This window comes from Pseudomonas sp. KB_12 (assembly GCF_052114545.1).
In the GTDB taxonomy this organism is placed as follows: Bacteria; Pseudomonadota; Gammaproteobacteria; order Pseudomonadales; family Pseudomonadaceae; genus Aquipseudomonas; species Aquipseudomonas brassicacearum.
This window is the reverse complement of record NZ_JBFREY010000028.1, coordinates 1-17,128: the sequence shown is the minus strand read 5'-3', so window position 1 is coordinate 17,128 and position 17,128 is coordinate 1. Positions and strand designations below refer to the sequence as shown.

Genomic DNA, 17,128 nt, shown 5'->3' with positions numbered 1-17,128 from the left:
CGCCCTTTAGATAGCTATCGCGAGCAAGCTCGCTCCCACAGGGATCTGTGGATAACTCGTTTCCAGGGTTGGCAACAGATCCACTGTGGGAGCGAGCTTGCTCGCGATAGCGCCCTCACTGACAACATCAAACTACCGTCCCACCGCTCTGGCATGAGCCTTGCGTGCCCGCTCCACAGCAATCCCGAAAGTCCAACAGATCAAACAATAAAAAAGAAAGAGAGGACTTATGACTTCTACCACTCAACTCAAACCCACACTCGGCACCCTGCATTTATGGGGCATTGCCGTCGGCCTGGTGATTTCCGGTGAATACTTCGGCTGGAGCTACGGCTGGGGCACCGCAGGGACCCTCGGGTTTCTCGTCACCGCCCTCATGGTGGCGTTGATGTACACCTGCTTCATCTTCAGTTTCACCGAACTGACTACCGCAATTCCTCACGCTGGCGGGCCTTTTGCCTACAGCCGACGGGCCTTCGGCGAGAAAGGCGGGTTGATCGCCGGGATCGCCACCCTGATCGAATTCGTCTTTGCGCCTCCGGCCATCGCCATGGCGATTGGCGCCTACCTCAACGTGCAATTTCCCGAGTTGGACCCCAAGCTGGCGGCGGTCGGCGCGTACATCGTGTTCATGACCCTGAACATCCTCGGCGTCAGCATTGCCGCGGCATTCGAGCTGGTGGTCACCGTGCTGGCGGTCGCCGAGTTGCTGGTGTTCATGGGCGTGGTCGCGCCGGGCTTCAGCTTCAGTAACTTCGTGCTCAACGGCTGGTCGGGCTCCAATGAGTTCACCCTCGCCTCGATCCCGGGCATTTTCGCGGCGATCCCCTTCGCGATCTGGTTCTTCCTCGCCATCGAAGGCGCGGCCATGGCCGCCGAAGAAGCCAAGGACCCGAAACGCACGATTCCCCGCGCTTACGTCAGCGGCATCCTGACCCTGGTGTTCCTGGCCATCGGCGTGATGATCATGGCCGGCGGCGTGGGCGACTGGCGCACCCTGTCGAACATCAACGACCCGCTGCCCCAAGCCATGAAGGCCGTGGTCGGCAACAATTCAACGTGGATGCACATGCTGGTGTGGATCGGCCTGTTCGGCCTGGTGGCGAGTTTCCACGGGATCATCCTCGGTTACTCGCGGCAGTTCTTCGCCCTGGCCCGGGCCGGCTACCTGCCCCGCGGCCTGGCGAAACTGTCGCGCTTCCAGACCCCGCACCGGGCGATCCTGGCCGGCGGCGTGATCGGCATCGCGGCGATCTACAGCGATGGCCTGGTCAACCTGCAAGGCATGACGCTGACGGCGGCGATGATCACCATGTCGGTATTCGGCGCCATCGTCATGTACATCATCAGCATGCTCAGCCTGTTCAGGCTGCGTAAGACCGAACCGAACCTGGAACGCACCTTCCGCGCCCCGGGCTACCCGATCGTGCCGGGGATTGCGCTGTTCCTGGCGGTGGTGTGCCTGATTGCGATGGCCTGGTTCAACACCGTGATCGGGCTGGTGTTCCTTGGCTTCATGATTGTCGGCTACCTGTATTTCCAACTGACCGCCAAGCAACGCTCCGATGCACCGGCGGACGCTATGCTCACAGGTATCTGAAGTTGCACCGGCACCGGGCCCAAGGTCCGGTGCCTGCCATATAGAAGTGCACGCGGTTTTGCTCTTCTGTGGGAGCGAGCTTGCTCGCGATAGCGGTGGGTCAGCAGAGTATTTGTCGACTGACATTCCACTATCGCGAGCAAGCTCGCTCCCACAGGGTTGGATCTGCGGTGTATTTGAGTTATTTAGAGAACCAGGAGGACACCGCCCCATGGCCGCATTCGCCCATTCCGTCGGCGCCCAGACCTACCGCTTCGACAGCCTCAAAGACCTGATGGCCAAGGCCAGCCCGGCGCGTTCCGGGGATTTTTTGGCCGAGGTCGCGGCGCTCAACGATGGCGAGCGCGTGGCCGCGCAAATGGCCCTGGCCGACCTGCCCCTCAGCCATTTCCTGCAAGAAATGCTGATTCCTTACGAGGTCGACGAAGTCACCCGGCTGATCGTCGACACTCACGATAAACAAGCTTTCGCCACCGTCAGCCACCTCACCGTCGGTGGCTTTCGCGATTGGCTGCTCAGCGACGCCGCCGATGAACAGAGCCTGCGGGCACTGGCCCCGGGCTTGACGCCGGAAATGGTCGCCGCCGTCTCGAAGATCATGCGCGTGCAAGACCTGGTGCTGGTGGCGCAGAAAATCCGCGTGGTCACCAAATTCCGCGGCACCCTCGGCCTGCGCGGGCGCCTGTCCACCCGCCTGCAGCCCAACCACCCCACCGACGAACCCGCAGGCATCGCCGCGAGCATCCTCGACGGCCTGCTCTACGGCAACGGCGACGCCATGATCGGCATCAACCCGGCCACCGACAGCACCGCCTCGATCTGCGCGATGCTGGAAATGCTCGACGCCATCATCCAGCGCTACGACATCCCCACCCAGGGCTGCGTGCTGACCCACGTCACCACCTCCATCGAAGCGGCGAACCGCGGCGTCCCCCTGGACCTGGTGTTCCAGTCCATCGCCGGCACCGAAGCGGCCAACGCCAGTTTCGGCATCAGCCTGAGCGTCTTGAAAGAAGGCTACGACGCCGGGCTCAGCCTGAATCGCGGCACCTTGGGCAACAACCTGATGTATTTCGAAACCGGCCAGGGCAGCGCGCTGTCGGCCAACGCCCACCACGGCGTCGATCAACAGACCTGCGAGACGCGGGCCTACGCAGTGGCACGGCATTTCAACCCGTTCCTGGTGAACACGGTTGTAGGATTCATCGGCCCGGAATACCTGTACAACGGCAAACAAATCATCCGCGCCGGCCTCGAAGACCATTTCTGCGGCAAGTTGCTGGGCGTGCCGATGGGCTGCGACATCTGCTACACCAACCACGCCGAAGCCGACCAGGACGACATGGACACCCTGCTGACCCTGCTGGGCGTGGCCGGGATCAACTTCATCATGGGCATCCCCGGCTCCGACGACATCATGCTCAACTACCAGACCACCTCGTTCCACGACGCCCTCTACGCCCGCCAGACCCTGGGCCTGAAGCCGGCGCCGGAATTCGAAACGTGGCTGGCGAACATGGGCATCTTCACCCAGGCCGATGGCCGGGTGCGGTTCGGCGACAACCTGCCACCGGCGTTCCGTCACGCCCTCGCGCATTTGGGATGAGAGAACTGCCCATGGATAAAAAACCTGTCGACCCACAAAACCCTTGGCTGAACCTGCGCAACCTGACCCCGGCGCGCATCGCCCTGGGTCGCACCGGCACCAGCCTACCGACCTCGGCGCAACTAGATTTCCAGTTCGCCCACGCCCAGGCCCGCGATGCGGTGCACCTGGCGTTCGATCACCAGGGCATTCGCGCGCAACTGAGCGAGCGCGGCCGTGAGAGCCTGTTGCTCCACAGCGCGGCGACCGACCGACACAGCTATCTACAGCGCCCGGACCTGGGCCGACGGCTCGACGACGCCTCCGCGCAGGTCCTGCTGGATTACGCGACGGCCCACCCTGGCGGCGTGGATCTGGCCATCGTCGTGGCGGATGGCCTGTCGGCGCTGGCGGTGCATCGCCATACGCTGCCGTTCCTGGCGAGGCTGGAAGAGCAGATCGCTGCTGACGGTTGGTCTGTGTCGCCAATAGTTTTAGTGGAGCAAGGCCGCGTTGCCGTGGCCGATGAAGTGGCGCAGCGGCTCGGCGCGAAAATGTCGGTGATCCTGATCGGCGAACGCCCCGGCCTCAGCTCCCCCGACAGCCTGGGGCTGTATTTCACCTACGCGCCCAAGGTCGGCCTGACCGATGCCTATCGCAACTGCATCTCCAATGTTCGCCTCGAAGGTTTGAGCTACGGCATGGCCGCCCACCGCCTGATCTACCTGATGCGCGAAGCCTGTCGCCGCCAGCTCTCGGGGGTCAATCTGAAGGACGAAGCCCAGGTTCACACTCTGGATTCGGAAAACGCTGCCGATATGAAAGGTAACTTCCTACTGGCGCCGCCCCGAAACTGATCCGTTTATCCGATTGCGTTTTTGATCCGCTTTCAGGCAGCATCAAAAGCACGGCAGCGCGACATTGTTGTCTGAATATCTGTCGACCTTTGCAGACGAGACCTACCATGCGGATTATCCAAGCGACCCTGGAACACCTGGACCTGCTGACCCCATTGTTCGTCAAGTACCGGGAATTCTACGGCTCCCTGCCCTACCCGGATTCGTCCCGAGCTTTCCTCGAAAAACGCCTGCGCCGCAAGGAGTCGGTGATCTACCTGGCCCTGGCCGATGACGATAACCACCGGTTGCTGGGCTTCTGCCAGCTCTACCCGAGCTACTCATCCCTGTCCCTCAAGCGCGTGTGGATCCTCAACGACATCTACGTCGCCGAAGACGCCCGCCGCCAACTGGTGGCCGACAACCTGATCCGCACCGCGAAAAAAATGGCCAAGGAAACCAACGCCGTCCGCATGCGCGTCTCCACCAGCAGCAACAACGAAGTGGCGCAGAAGACCTACGAGTCGATTGGGTTCAAGGAAGACACCGAGTTCAAGAACTACGTGTTGCCGATCAGCGACGGGATTTGAGCCGTTCAGAGCAATGATCGGGGACATATCCATTGCTGCGGTGAGGGCGGCTTAGGGTTCCGCCCTGACGGCGGGTCACTTTCGAAAAGCCCGGAAGCCGGCCCAGTCGAAAGTAACCAAAGCGCTTTTGCCCCACCACTCGGCACCTCGCCTAGGCTCGGTGTGCCCTCACTCCGGCATTGCTCCGTGGGCCCGCCGCGAAGGGCCATCCATGGCCCAGCGCGGCTATCCCGGCATCCATGCCGGGATGCCCACTCCACAATGCCCGCGTTCGGCCAGCGTGGTTAACGGGGCCCCGAGATCAACGTCCACCGCGAGGCGGCCTAACGGCCGACCTAGCTCTCCCAGTCGTACACCCGTCAAATCTGTGGGAGCAAAGCTTGCTCGCGAGGCGGCCTGACAGCCGGCCTGGCTCTCCCGCTCATACACCCATCAGACCTGTGGGAGCAAAGCTTGCTCGCGAGGCGGCCTGACAGCCGGCCTGGCTCTCCCAGTCGTACCCGATCCCATTGTGGGAGCGAGCTTGCTCGCGATAGCGATCCACCAGGCAACATCAATACTGACTGACCCGCCGCCATCGCGAGCAGGCTCGCTCCCACACTGGTTTTGAGGCATGCACAAAAAACCAATGTTCACCACAACCCCCTGTGGGAGCGAGCTTGCTCGCGATAGCGATCCACCAGGCAACATCAATACTGACTGCCCCACCGCCATCGCAAGCAAGCCCACCCCCACAAAGAGCTCCACCGCCCACAAATCCACCGAAATCCCCCGCTACAAACTCAACACGCGCTTCACAATCCTCGCCGTATAATGCCGCTCTTCCCGGCTTGTAAGAAAAAGCTACACACTCTGTAGCCATACTCAAAGCCAGACCCACAAGCCTGCCGAGTCGGGCCGCCACCACAGGTGCTTTGCATGGATTTCAATCCCCTCGACCTCATTCTGCATCTCGACGTCTACCTCGACATGCTGGTGACCAACTACGGGACGTGGGTCTACGCCATCCTGTTCCTGGTGATCTTCTGTGAAACCGGCCTGGTGGTCACACCCTTCCTGCCGGGCGATTCCCTGCTGTTCATCGCCGGCGCCGTAGCCGCCGGTGGCGCCATGGACCCACTGTTGCTGGCCGGCCTGCTGATGCTCGCGGCCATCCTCGGCGACAGCACCAACTACCTCATCGGCCGCACCGCTGGCGAAAAACTGTTCAGCAACCCCGACTCGAAAATCTTCCGCCGCGACTACCTGCAGCAAACCCACGACTTCTACGACAAACACGGCGGCAAAACCGTGACCCTGGCGCGCTTCCTGCCGATCATCCGCACCTTCGCACCCTTCGTCGCCGGCGTCGGCAAAATGCCTTACGCACGCTTCTTCGGCTTCAGCGTCCTCGGCACCGTCCTCTGGGTCGGCGGCCTGGTGACCCTCGGCTACTTCTTCGGCAACGTGCCCTTCATCAAGCAAAACCTGTCGCTGCTGGTCGTCGGCATCATCCTGGTGTCGCTGCTGCCGATGATCATCAGCCTGGTGCGCAGCAAACTGAGCCAGCGCGCCTCGAAAGCCCACCCGCGCTGATCGCCATGTGGTCCCTGAGCAACTGGCGCCGCCGACGCCCCCTCGCCAAACACCCCGTGGCCGAGGACACCTGGCAGCGGGTGCGCCAGCAATTGAGCTTCCTCGACGGCATCAGCGCCGCCGAGGACCAATGGCTGCGGGAAGCCTGCATCCTGTTCCTGCACGATAAACACCTCAGCGCCCTGCCCGGCGTCGAACTGCACCAGGAACAACGCCTGCTGCTCGCCGCCCAGGCCCAATTGCCGCTGATGCACCTGGGCGAGCTGAACTGGTACCAGGGCTTCCACGAAATCGTCCTCTACCCCGACGACTTCCTCAGCCCCCAGCGCTACCGCGACGCCAGCGGCATCGAGCACGAATGGGACGGCGAACACAGCGGCGAAGCCTGGCCCCAAGGCCCGATCATCCTGGCCTGGGACGGCGTGATGGCCAGCGGCGGCTGGGACGGCTACAACCTGGTGATCCACGAACTGGCGCACAAACTCGACATGCTCAACGGCGACGCCAACGGCCTGCCACCGCTGCACGCCGACATGCGCGTCAGCGACTGGGCCGAGGCCATGCAGCAAGCCTTCGACGACCTCGACCGCCAACTCGACCACAACCCCGAAGCAGAAACCGTCATCGACCCCTACGCCGCCGAGAACCCGGCGGAGTTCTTTGCCGTCACCAGCGAATACTTCTTCAGCGCCCCAGACCTGCTGCACCAGGCCTATCCCAAGGTCTACGAACAGCTCAAGGCGTTCTACCGCCAGGATCCGTTGGCCCGGTTGCGGCAACTTCAGGCCGAAGATCCGGTCTATCAGGCGTCATACTAAGGTCTCTACGACCCTGGTAACGTGGCAACAGCGGCTGAATATGCCTATAATCGCCGCCACTTTTTGGTCAATCCGACCAGTCATTTGGTCAACTAACGGGGGCACCGCCCAATGAGCTACAGCAAGATTCCGGCTGGCAAAGACCTGCCGAACGACATCTACGTCGCGATCGAAATCCCGGCCAACCACGCCCCGATCAAATACGAAATCGACAAAGACAGCGACTGCCTGTTCGTTGACCGTTTCATGGCCACCCCCATGTTCTACCCGGCCAACTACGGTTACATCCCCAACACCCTGGCCGACGACGGCGACCCCCTCGACGTGCTGGTCGTGACCCCTTACCCAGTGGCCCCAGGCTCGGTCATCCGCGCCCGTCCGGTCGGCATCCTGAACATGACCGACGACGGCGGCGGCGATGCAAAAGTCATCGCAGTGCCACACGACAAACTGTCGCAACTGTACGTCGACGTGAAGGAATACACCGACCTGCCACCGCTGCTGATCCAGCAGATCGAGCACTTCTTCGCGAACTACAAAGATCTCGAAAAAGGCAAGTGGGTCAAGATCGAAGGCTGGGCCGGTGCTGATGCCGCCCGCGAAGCGATCATCAAGTCGGCTGCCGCCTACAAAGGCTGAAGCAAACTTTAAAAAGAACCCCGGTTTGCCCCGGGGTTTTTTTATGCCTTAATGCTTCCTAATACGAAACTGTATTAACACCGTTTAAGCACGTTTAGCCCGCACCTTTCAGATCCCGCAAACGGAAAGATCGTCTTATATATTTGAACGACTTGTTTATTGCCGAAAACACAGTCGCCTCTAAACTTTCCGTTTATGAAAATACTTTCCAGTGGCGACCGCTTCAGAGCCCTTCTAAGAGAAGCGAACATCCGTTCCGCCGACTTCGCGAAGTTATACGGCGTGAAATCCCAGCACGTGAACAACTGGTTCAACCGTGGCATCCCACCCGGGCGCATCCACTCCATCGCCAGCCTGCTGACCGTCAGCCCCGAATGGCTCGCCCGCGGCGAAGGCCCGCAGACCCCATTGGGCCTCGGCCCCGGCACCACCTATGAGGCGGCCGAAAACGATGGCGTCTACAGCGTGGCGGAACCCACGGACATCGAACTGCCTTTCTATAAGGAAGTCCCCATCGCCACCGGCGAAACCAAAACCCACATCACCGAAATCCCCGACCAATCCATCCGCCTGCCCCGTAGCCACCTCGAATCCCTGGAAATAAACCCCAACGACGCCATCTGCATCACCATGGTCGGCGACAGCATGGCCGAACGCATCGCCGACGGCTCCACCCTCGCCATCGACCGCGGCCTGACCCAAATCGTCGACGGCCAAATCTATGCGCTTGAGCACGACGGGATGCTGCGTATCAAATACCTGCACAGAATCCCCGGCAACCGACTGCGCCTGCGCAGCCACAACAGCGCTGCGTATCCCGACGAGGTCTTCAGCGCCGAACAGATCGACGCGCAACACATCCACGTGATCGGCTGGGTGTTCTGGTGGTCAACCCTCAACAAACAGAGACCGCCGGTGTTCGACTAACCCACTCGAACGGGCAGACAAGCAAAGCTCCTTGCGCTAAGGAGCTTTTGTGTCACGCAGCTTCTGTGGCAGAGAGCTCTTGTGGCAGGAGCTTTTGTGGCAGAGAGCTTTTGTGGCGAGGGAGCTTGCTCCCGCTGGGCTGCGCAGCAGCCCCCCTGCTTTTCCCCCGAATCACCGATAACCCAATGATTCCACACCACTTACCACTGGGCTTCCGAACCAAACCCGCGTATCCTCCGCCCCACATTTGCGAGCCCACGCCTCGCACCGACAAGGCAGATCACTTTCTGACCAAGTCCCACAGCCGGCCGCAAGAGCCGGATGTACGTTTTGAAGGCTGGTAAGGTTTGTCAAAAACGAGCTGAATCAGTCAACGAGAAGCCGGCCATAAGCCGGCTTTTTAATGTCTGAGCTTTTTCACCCCCCATCCAAAATCCCGCCTGATGACCAAACAACGTCGCTCGTAAGTATCCCGTGCTCGACAGCAAAGGTCATCGAACACCGTATGATTCCCAAACGCCACCAGAAGAGAATATTCTGACGACATATTGCGCTGCGTCCTACAGCGAAACGGGAACCCTACGGATAGCCCCCGCCATGTCCTCTTCACCTAACAGCAATCAATCCAACCCGCCCTGGAGCCGTGACGAACTCGTCCTAGCCCTGAACCTGTATCTTCTTCACCGCAATGGTTTACCTGGCGTTAACCATCCAGAAGTCCGAGCCCTATCGCAGAGCCTCAATCTCATCGGCACCGCCACCGGTTTGAGCAAGAACCAGAGTTTTCGTAACACCAACGGTGTTTACATGAAGCTCAACAATTTCCGTCGTTGGGATCCGAGCTACACCAACACTGGTCGCACAGGTCTTGCAAAAGGAAATAAGGACGAGGAATTGGTATGGCTGGAGTTTGCTAATAATCCCGAGCGTCTGGCCGAAGTCGTAGCAGCCATCAAGGCGAACGTCGGAACCACTTCTTCTACTACGCCAATGGATCTAAGTGCGGAGGAAGAACCGGGCTTCTTCGAAGCAGAGGAAGGAAAAGTGCTAACTCGCGTGCACCGTGTACGGGAAAGGGACAAAAAACTCGTAAAACGAAAAAAGGACGAAGCCCTCAAGAAGCACGGTGTTCTCCAGTGCGAAGCCTGTGATTTCAACTTCAGCAAAACATATGGCCCGGACATCGAAGGTGTTATCGATGTGCACCACACTAAGCCACTGCATACGCTCCAACCTGGCGATAAAACCAAGCTCGCGGACCTCGCTTTGTTATGTGCCAATTGCCATCGAGTGGTGCATTCACGCCGTAAGTGGCTGAGTGTCGCAGAGGTCAAGGACCGCTACCAAGCAGCCAAAAACAAATCCTGAACTGGGCCGACTCACGGAGGTAAATCAGTGAAAAGCTTTTTTCATATTTAACGGTCAACAATTCCCCCCTACCTGCGGAACTAGGAATCGAGCAACGTCTGTGAGATAAAGCCTTCCATTTTTGGAAAAGGACTTTCAGATCAATGCTTCCGTACCTAGCTACCTATCTACTCATCGCGCTTATCCTTGCAGCAATCGACCGGTTTACCGACCAACCAATGTTCATTAGAACGCATTCAAAGCATTTCCCCTGGAAACTCAACTACAACATCAGATGGTGGGGCCCTCAAGAATATTGGGCGGCTATCACGCTGGGCTCGGTTGCCGCCCTCCACATGCTCATGTTCTGGCACATGGTAGGAGGACCGATCAGAAAAGACGTCGCTCAAGTTTTTTTTATTGTTATCTGCTTTAGCTCATCGGTGCTTTCTATCAGGCATTTTAAGCTTGTAGAAAAATTCAAAATACATGCATGGTGGATGACCATTCTCACGGCTCTAGCTACAGTAGGATTGGGGCTTGTCGCTAGCGCATACGCCGACTCGTTCATCATTAACCTCACCAGGGTCGATGCAGCTCAGCTTCCAGTTGCGCAAAAGTCCTTGTCTATGCTTATCTTGGTTTCTCTGTGGGCATTCATTACGACATTTATTGTCAGCTTGACGGTCGTCATCACTTCCATTGCTATCGCCTTAACCACTCCAACTTTCATTGGAACGATCAGAAAAAATTATTTAACGGTACAGCAATGGAAACTCTACAGACCAGGACTCGGCCATCACCGTCGCACACGAATGCTTTTCGCGGTATTCGTTGGATCCGTTTATACGGTAGTTATTGCTTGGAATTCGTGGGAATACATTCTTAGGGACGCCGATGACTATCTACAAGAAACCATCGTTTTTGCTTCATTTCACATTCACCCCCGAGATTGCGCAATTCCAGGCAGACCAGAGGAGGCACGAGCTGCGCTAATCAGCGAAAATCGTGTAGTCGTAGCAACCCCTGAGAAAAGAGGCTACACCTTTGAAACGCTACCTTGTGAGATGCAGTCGAAGAAGACTTTAAAGGACGCCGCTCTGAAACGATTGAAGCAGGACAGCTACTTCTAAGGAAAACCAAGGTAATGTGCTGAAAGCGGGACAGCCATCGACATTCCTTCGCAGGTGCTGTGGCACTCAACAAAGACAATTGTGCAAGTACCTCTTGCACAAATTAGAGCTCATCGCTTCGAGGACTTCGAAGACACAAAAAAGGTCTTGCCAAGCAAGACCTTTTTACGTCAGAAAGGCAACCAATGCCCCTCCCTATCTCACCTCAACAATATCCAAAGCCCGATTCGCCAACAGTTCACTCACCTCAATCACCTGCAAAATCCCCATCGCAACACGCCGTCGCGAACCCTCAAGGTCAAACGCCAGATCATTGATCATGGCATTGGCCGCAGCCAGGTTTTCACTGAGACTGGCAAGCAGGCATTCCGAATCAACATCAGGTGCGATACGGAAGATGCTGTTGGGGTTGTCAGACGTTTCTTTCTTCGGCGTAGGCTTCAGGTAGTAATCCAAAGCCCGGTTAGCGGCATCATCAAGCTTCTTGTTACGAGCAGACTGAGCGCGCGACACATGTTCATCTGTAGCTGGCGGATTCGGTGTGATTTTAGCCATGGTAAAGCTCCTAGAGTCTGTTGGAGCTACCACCATTCGCTGCGAAACGAAGTATTGGGTGGCAGCTGTACGCGGGTTCGCAGACCGGGACTCTAGGGACCGGCAGACCCGAAGGTCTCCCACGCACAGCCACCTCTGACGAAATCACAGACATGGGCGATCTGCTTTCGAAGGTGACGTTGTGCGCTTATAGAGTCCGGGCTGCGAAACCCGATCACTGATGCTCAGTGACAGGACTCAAACTACCGATGCCCTCCAAGACGCACAAGCCGGCGGATTCTGGCGTAGTTGTAGGCAATGGCGCAAGGCGATGTCGGTCGTGGCTGGTCTCGTGGAGTGACGATAAACAGCGGGCCGGAATGTGGCTGATACACCGCTATCGCGAGCAAGCTCGCTCCCACAGAGGCGCTTGTGTACGTATGTCGCTGGGGAACGCATTCGCGACTGGCTGCATCCTTGCAGCCAGTCGCGAAGAGGGTTACGACACGTTGTTCAGTGGGGCTTGCGAGCGACGTCGCAATGAATCAGGCGGGATATCTCGATCATATCCACAACGGTTTTGTCATCGACCGCAAAACCGCTGCCTGAAACCCCGGCGTTGCTGTTACTTGAGGGTGACGTCGAGCATCGGCGGGATGTAACCGTAGTCGTACTCGGCCACCACGAACGTCTGCAGCCCTTTTATTTTCATGCCCACCGTTGGAGCCTCGGTGCCACCGACACGAATCTGCGTGCCGGTTTCGTCGGTCGGTACGCTGTCGATGAAGGAGGTCACCAGGCCGTTTGGCATTACATAGTGCGAGTAGGTCTGGAATGGCTGCGAGGACGGGTTGCCCAGCACCAGGCCGGAACCGTTCAGCGGCACGTAAGGGCCGAACAGCGAGTCCGCGACGAAACCGTACACCCCGTCCGGCCCGGTTACACCGTCGGCGTAGGTGAAGGTATGGCTAATCGTGAACAGGTAGTACTTGCCATCCTGGAACACGAAGTGCGGGCGCTCGGTCTGGTCGTTTACCCCGACGGCGGTCAGCAGTGGCGGCAACATTTCCCAGTCGTCACCGTCCGCGTCGCGGGCCACGGCGATGCCGACGCAGGCGGTCTGGAAGCGCGAGTTGCCGACATCTTCATAACCCGGCGGCACGTCGCCGATTTCTGCCTCTCCTACTTTGTGCGAGCCGCGCTCACCGGCCACGTTGCCCTCGAACAGCATGTACAGCTTGCCATCTTTCGGGTCGCGGAAAGGCCATGGGTCGCGGAAACCCCAGAACGCGTTTTGTGCTTCGGTCTGATACATCTTGCCGTCAGCTTCGAACAGCGGCTTGACCTTCTCGAAGCCGACCATGCTGACACCGTGTTCAGTGGTCACTACCCGGCCGCGCACCTTGACGATGGTCGCGCCTGGAGTGACGGCGGTGTAATACAGATCCACTTCACCTCGGTCGTTCAACAGGATCGGCGTGCCGGCCCATTCGCGAGCGGTCGGCGAAACGCCTTCGGCCATCACGCGGCCACCGAATTCCCAGTTCTTGCCGGTACGAGAAAACCAGTAGTACATCTTTGCCCGACCGTGGCGATCGTTCCAATCGCGGAGGATGTCGTAGTTGCCGTCCTCGTCGAGGTACTGCGGGTCGTTTGGATGACGATCGGCCGTCAGGGTGAAGATCACCGACCAGCCATCGACGGACGTCACGTTACCGTCCAAGTCGCGCAGGGGCATGGTGTCCCAGATGAACACGTCGTTGTTCAGTGTCGGGAAATCCGCGCTGACCAGTGGTTGAGTGGTGGTGGGGTCATCCGCCCGGACTTTCAACGCGTCGGCGCGGGTCCAGAGGCTGGGTTGATGGGGGGTTACACCGAATTTTTCAGTGGTGGTTTTCATAAGGTAATACCTCGTCCATGAATGGATTCAAATAAATGATGCTTTAGAAATACTGTATGTGCATACAGTGAAGCCACCTTATAGGGGGTTATGCATGCGGGTCAAGCATAAAAATGCATTTGTGCATAATTTGAGTTTTTGTTTGGGCTGATACGTTTCAGCTGTGAACGTTTGAAGAAGTTAGTTCATGGAGAGATTGACGACGTTGGCTGCACGGTCGGTGCTCTGGACGCAGATCGGTGGAAAGCGTGCGTGAGGGGGCAATGGGTGAAAAGCAGTGCATAGGGGGATTGGTTAACTGAGGCTGCGGGTTTTGCGCAAAGGCCAATGCAGGGTGGGGAGCCGAACAAAAAGCTTTGATTTGTCGCCGTCGGCGATATGAAAGGAAGCGGGTCGTCGTGAGCTATTCGTGAGGTGGAGAGTCAGCGGTAGTGATGTTGACTGGTGTGCCGCCATCGCGGGCAAGCCTTGCTCCCACAGGGGTTTGACTTGGTTGCGGGGTTGGGTTTACTGGCCTTTTCGTGAACAAGCCCGCTTCCACAGAGGGCTGCCACAACGTGTCGCTGTTTTTTGATTTCTGCGACACGTTCTCTTCTCATGTCGCTGCCGGCGACATGAGAAGAGAACGTGTCGTCAAAATGGCGTTTTAGCGACATGAAAGGTAAAGCCACTCCTTCGGACTGACTCGCCCCTCACCCCAACGTATTCAGACAAACCACCTTCGGCTGGGTCATTTCCTCGTACGCGAAGCGCACCCCTTCCCTGCCCAAACTGCCGTACTTGGAACCGCCGAACGGCATCGCATCAAACCGAAAATCCGACGAGTCGTTGATCATCACGCCCCCCGCTTCGATCCGTCGGGCAGCGCTCATCGCGGTGCTGAGGTCGTTGGTGAAAATCCCGGCGTGAAGCGCGTATTCAGGTTCGTTAGCCAAGGCGATGGCTTCATCAAACGTGTCGAACGGCTGCAACACCACCACCGGGGCGAAGGCTTCGTTGCGCCAGAGGCGGCTGGAATGATCGACGTTTTCCAGGACGGTGGCGGCGTAGCAGGTGCCTTGGCGGCGGTGGCCGCAGAGTAAGGTGGCGCCTTGTTGCAGGGCTTCGTTGACGACCTGTTCGGCGTTCTGCGCGGCTTGTTCGGTGATCATCGGGCCGATGTCGGTGTTGGCGAGCAGTGGGTTGCCAACGACGAGGGCTTGGGCCTGGTTGACGAAGCGTTCGCGGAAGGCGGCGTAAATCGGTGCGTGGATGAGCAGGCGTTGGGTGCCGATGCAGTTTTGCCCGGCGGCCCAGAAGGCGCCTGAGATGCAGCTGTCGACGGCGGCGTCGAGGTTGCAATCGCCCATGACGATGACGGGGGCGTTGCCGCCGAGGTCCATGGCGAGTTTTTTCAGGCCGGCGGTGCGGGCGATTTGTTCGCCGGTGACGAAGCCGCCGGTGAAGGAGATCATCCGCACGTCGCGGGCGGCGACCAGGGCTTTGCCCAGTTCGGCGCCGCCGGTGGCGACGGTGACCACGGTTTCAGGCAGGCCGGCGGCGATCAGGTACGAGACCAGTTTGAGGGCCGACAACGGCGCCAGCTCGGACGGTTTGAGGATCACCGCGTTGCCGCCGGCGATGGCCGGGCCGAGTTTGTGGGCGACCAGGTTCAGCGGGTCGTTGTAGGGGGTGATGGCGACGATCAGGCCGAGGGGTTCGCGGGTGAACCAGCCCTGGCGCGATTCGGCGCCTTCGTAGGCATCGAACGGTACGATTTCGCCGGCGTTGCGCTTGGCCTCTTCGGCGGAGAGCTTGAGGGTGTTGACGCAGCGTTTGACTTCTTTTTCGGCCTGTTTGAGGGTCTTGCCGGCTTCGTCGACGATCAGTCGGGCGAAGGCTTTGGCGTCGCGTTCGATGTTCAGTGCGGCTTGTTCGAGGATGCTGGCGCGGCGATGACGTGGGAGTGCCGCGCAGGCTTTTGCGCCGTTGCGTCCGGTTTCGAGCAGGTGTGGGACTTCTGAGGCGCACACGTCGGCGACGGTGCCGACGATGCTGCCGTCAAATGGGTTGAGGACTTCGATGTGCGGTTCGACGACCGCCAGGGCCAGGCGCGATACGTTCACAGGGTGTGCTCCTGTTTACGGGTTGCCGATTGGTGGATGTGGATGATGTCCGACAGCAGTGCGAAGGCGGTTTCGGTGCGGCCTGCGCCGGGACCGGAGACGGTGACGGCGCCGAGCAGTTCGCTGGTGAACGACACAGCGTTGGTGGCGCCGCTGATGCTCGCCAGTGGGTGGTCGTTGCTCAGCAGGCGCGGTTCGACGCTGGCGCTGATGGAGCCGTCGGCCTGGCGGGTGGCGGCGCCGATGAGTTTCCAGCGGGCGCCGTCGTGGCGGGCTTTTTCGATGTCGGCGAGGCTGAGGGCGGAGATGCCGCGGCAGGTGACGTCGTTGACGGTGAGTTTGGCGTCCAGCAGTTCGTTGGCGAGGATCACCACTTTGAGGCGCACGTCGTGGCCTTCGACGTCTGCCGTTGGGTCGGCTTCGGCGTAGCCCAGGGCTTGGGCCTGGCTGACGGCTTCGGCGAACCCGAGGCCGCCTTCCATGCAGGTGAGGACGAAGTTGGAGGTGCCGTTGAGGATGCCTTCGAAACCGCTGATCGAGCTGCCGGCCAGGGACTGTTTGGCGAGGCGAATGACGGGGGTGCCGCTCATCACTGAGCCTTCGTATTCGAAGGCGACGTTGTTGCGTTGGGCCAGGGCTTTGAGCTCGGCGCCGTGCAGGGCGATGGGGCCTTTGTTGGTGGTGACCACGTGTTTGCCGCGCTCCAGGGCCCAGCGGCAGAACGAAGTGGCGGGCTCGCCGTCCACCGGGTTGGTGAAGGTGGCTTCGGCGATGATGTCGGCGCCGCAGTCTTTGATCACCGCTTCATTGAGGGCATCGAGGGTGCCGCCGGGGAGCTGGGCCATGGCGCCCTTGGTGGTGGGCAGTTTGGCCAGTGAGGCGGCGTCGAGGCCGTGGCGGTCCATCACCGAACCGAGGAACAGGTCGGTCACGCCGACGATTTTCAGGGTGAAGCCGAGTTCGGTTTTCCACTGCTGGTTGCGCTCGGCAATCAGTTGAGCCAATGCCCGGTTCACACCGCCGAAGCCGACCAGCGCCAGTTTGTATTCAGTCATTTTTGTTATGTCCTTGATCCGGGTGATGAGGTTGTTGGGATCTAGGTTAGGGGGGCGGGGTTGGCAGTGAAATATGCCAATTTGCTCTATTTCTTGGGCGTTTTGACCAGGGGGTGGGCAAAGCGTCAGGCATGAAAAAAAACAACAGGAATCGTTTGGCCAGACACAACCCTTTGTGGGAGCGAGCTTGCTCGCGATGGGGCCAGCTCAGGCAACATTGATGTCGACTGGTGTACCGCTATCGCGAGCAAGCTCGCTCCCACAGGTTTTTTTCAGTGTTTGGGCTATTGGTGTCAGGGCATGCGCCTCCGCCGGTTCTTGTGGCGAGGGAGCAAGCTCCCGCTGGGCTGCGCAGCGGCCCCAAATCATGCAGCGCGGTGGGTCAGGTTGATTGAGGGTGACCAGGTTGGGGCTGCTTCGCAGCCCAGCGGGAGCAAGCTCCCTCGCCACAGGTTTGTGGTGGCTGGGGTGTCTGCGGACATCA

At 59.3% G+C, this 17,128-nt stretch carries 14 protein-coding genes; 10 read left to right on the top strand and 4 right to left on the bottom strand.

Annotated features, from left to right (window positions below):
- Nucleotides 1–229 precede the first annotated feature (229 nt).
- The 10 genes from eat (at nt 230) to AB4Z20_RS20715 (ending at nt 11,050) form a co-directional block, all read left to right on the top strand.
- Nucleotides 230–1,600 carry an ethanolamine permease gene (gene eat, locus AB4Z20_RS20760; protein WP_253469690.1) on the top strand — a complete coding sequence of 457 codons (1,371 nt, stop codon included), beginning with the start codon at nt 230–232 and terminating at the stop codon, nt 1,598–1,600.
- 211 nt (nt 1,601–1,811) lie between these two features.
- Nucleotides 1,812–3,206, top strand: a complete 1,395-nt coding sequence (locus tag AB4Z20_RS20755; RefSeq protein ID WP_003205921.1) for an ethanolamine ammonia-lyase subunit EutB — start codon at nt 1,812–1,814, stop codon at nt 3,204–3,206.
- A gap of 11 nt (nt 3,207–3,217) precedes the next feature.
- On the top strand, nt 3,218–4,042 hold the full coding sequence (eutC, locus tag AB4Z20_RS20750; RefSeq protein ID WP_442090517.1) for an ethanolamine ammonia-lyase subunit EutC: 825 nt from the start codon (nt 3,218–3,220) through the stop codon (nt 4,040–4,042).
- Between the two features lie 107 nt (nt 4,043–4,149).
- Complete coding sequence (locus AB4Z20_RS20745) at nt 4,150–4,611, top strand: GNAT family N-acetyltransferase (RefSeq protein WP_253469696.1); 462 nt, start codon at nt 4,150–4,152, stop codon at nt 4,609–4,611.
- Nucleotides 4,612–5,529: 918 nt separating this feature from the next.
- Nucleotides 5,530–6,186, top strand: coding sequence for a DedA family protein (locus AB4Z20_RS20740; protein ID WP_442090516.1), 657 nt, complete (start codon nt 5,530–5,532; stop codon nt 6,184–6,186).
- Nucleotides 6,187–6,191: 5 nt separating this feature from the next.
- On the top strand, nt 6,192–7,004 hold the full coding sequence (locus AB4Z20_RS20735; protein ID WP_442090515.1) for a zinc-dependent peptidase: 813 nt from the start codon (nt 6,192–6,194) through the stop codon (nt 7,002–7,004).
- 111 nt (nt 7,005–7,115) lie between these two features.
- Nucleotides 7,116–7,643, top strand: a complete 528-nt coding sequence (gene ppa / locus AB4Z20_RS20730; protein WP_018611265.1) for an inorganic diphosphatase — start codon at nt 7,116–7,118, stop codon at nt 7,641–7,643.
- 195 nt (nt 7,644–7,838) lie between these two features.
- Nucleotides 7,839–8,570 carry a LexA family transcriptional regulator gene (locus tag AB4Z20_RS20725; protein WP_442090514.1) on the top strand — a complete coding sequence of 244 codons (732 nt, stop codon included), beginning with the start codon at nt 7,839–7,841 and terminating at the stop codon, nt 8,568–8,570.
- Between the two features lie 597 nt (nt 8,571–9,167).
- Complete coding sequence (locus AB4Z20_RS20720; protein ID WP_442090513.1) at nt 9,168–9,938, top strand: HNH endonuclease; 771 nt, start codon at nt 9,168–9,170, stop codon at nt 9,936–9,938.
- Nucleotides 9,939–10,081: 143 nt separating this feature from the next.
- Entirely contained in the window at nt 10,082–11,050 is a 969-nt protein-coding gene (locus AB4Z20_RS20715; protein ID WP_442090512.1) for a hypothetical protein, read from the top strand.
- A 195-nt stretch (nt 11,051–11,245) separates the two neighbouring features.
- On the opposite strand, the gene AB4Z20_RS20710 is transcribed toward AB4Z20_RS20715, so the two are convergent.
- The 4 genes from AB4Z20_RS20710 to AB4Z20_RS20695 form a co-directional block, all read right to left on the bottom strand.
- Complete coding sequence (locus AB4Z20_RS20710; RefSeq protein WP_024617040.1) at nt 11,246–11,605, bottom strand: DUF6124 family protein; 360 nt, start codon at nt 11,603–11,605, stop codon at nt 11,246–11,248.
- Nucleotides 11,606–12,209: 604 nt separating this feature from the next.
- Nucleotides 12,210–13,484: a glycoside hydrolase family 68 protein gene (locus AB4Z20_RS20705; protein ID WP_018611294.1), complete on the bottom strand. Its 1,275-nt coding sequence runs from the start codon at nt 13,482–13,484 to the stop codon at nt 12,210–12,212.
- 692 nt (nt 13,485–14,176) lie between these two features.
- A complete protein-coding gene (locus AB4Z20_RS20700; RefSeq protein WP_442090511.1) occupies nt 14,177–15,589 on the bottom strand; it encodes an aldehyde dehydrogenase family protein in 1,413 nt (470 codons plus the stop codon).
- The gene (locus tag AB4Z20_RS20695; RefSeq protein WP_442090510.1) at nt 15,586–16,644 is read right to left on the bottom strand and encodes a homoserine dehydrogenase; all 1,059 of its coding nucleotides are present in this window, start codon (nt 16,642–16,644) and stop codon (nt 15,586–15,588) included. The genes AB4Z20_RS20700 and AB4Z20_RS20695 overlap by 4 nt, the downstream gene beginning before the upstream one ends.
- Nucleotides 16,645–17,128: the final 484 nt, after the last annotated feature.

Excerpts from the sequence above, each read along its gene's own strand:
- AB4Z20_RS20740 (WP_442090516.1), top strand. The coding sequence starts at position 5,530 with ATGGATTTCAATCCCCTCGACCTCATTCTGCATCTCGACGTCTACCTC.
- AB4Z20_RS20745 (WP_253469696.1), top strand. The coding sequence starts at position 4,150 with ATGCGGATTATCCAAGCGACCCTGGAACACCTGGACCTGCTGACCCCA.
- AB4Z20_RS20735 (WP_442090515.1), top strand. The coding sequence starts at position 6,192 with ATGTGGTCCCTGAGCAACTGGCGCCGCCGACGCCCCCTCGCCAAACAC.
- AB4Z20_RS20710 (WP_024617040.1), bottom strand. The coding sequence starts at position 11,605 with ATGGCTAAAATCACACCGAATCCGCCAGCTACAGATGAACATGTGTCG.
- eat (WP_253469690.1), top strand. The coding sequence starts at position 230 with ATGACTTCTACCACTCAACTCAAACCCACACTCGGCACCCTGCATTTA.
- AB4Z20_RS20695 (WP_442090510.1), bottom strand. The coding sequence starts at position 16,644 with ATGACTGAATACAAACTGGCGCTGGTCGGCTTCGGCGGTGTGAACCGG.
- ppa (WP_018611265.1), top strand. The coding sequence starts at position 7,116 with ATGAGCTACAGCAAGATTCCGGCTGGCAAAGACCTGCCGAACGACATC.
- AB4Z20_RS20705 (WP_018611294.1), bottom strand. The coding sequence starts at position 13,484 with ATGAAAACCACCACTGAAAAATTCGGTGTAACCCCCCATCAACCCAGC.
- AB4Z20_RS20725 (WP_442090514.1), top strand. The coding sequence starts at position 7,839 with ATGAAAATACTTTCCAGTGGCGACCGCTTCAGAGCCCTTCTAAGAGAA.
- eutC (WP_442090517.1), top strand. The coding sequence starts at position 3,218 with ATGGATAAAAAACCTGTCGACCCACAAAACCCTTGGCTGAACCTGCGC.
- AB4Z20_RS20755 (WP_003205921.1), top strand. The coding sequence starts at position 1,812 with ATGGCCGCATTCGCCCATTCCGTCGGCGCCCAGACCTACCGCTTCGAC.
- AB4Z20_RS20715 (WP_442090512.1), top strand. The coding sequence starts at position 10,082 with ATGCTTCCGTACCTAGCTACCTATCTACTCATCGCGCTTATCCTTGCA.
- AB4Z20_RS20720 (WP_442090513.1), top strand. The coding sequence starts at position 9,168 with ATGTCCTCTTCACCTAACAGCAATCAATCCAACCCGCCCTGGAGCCGT.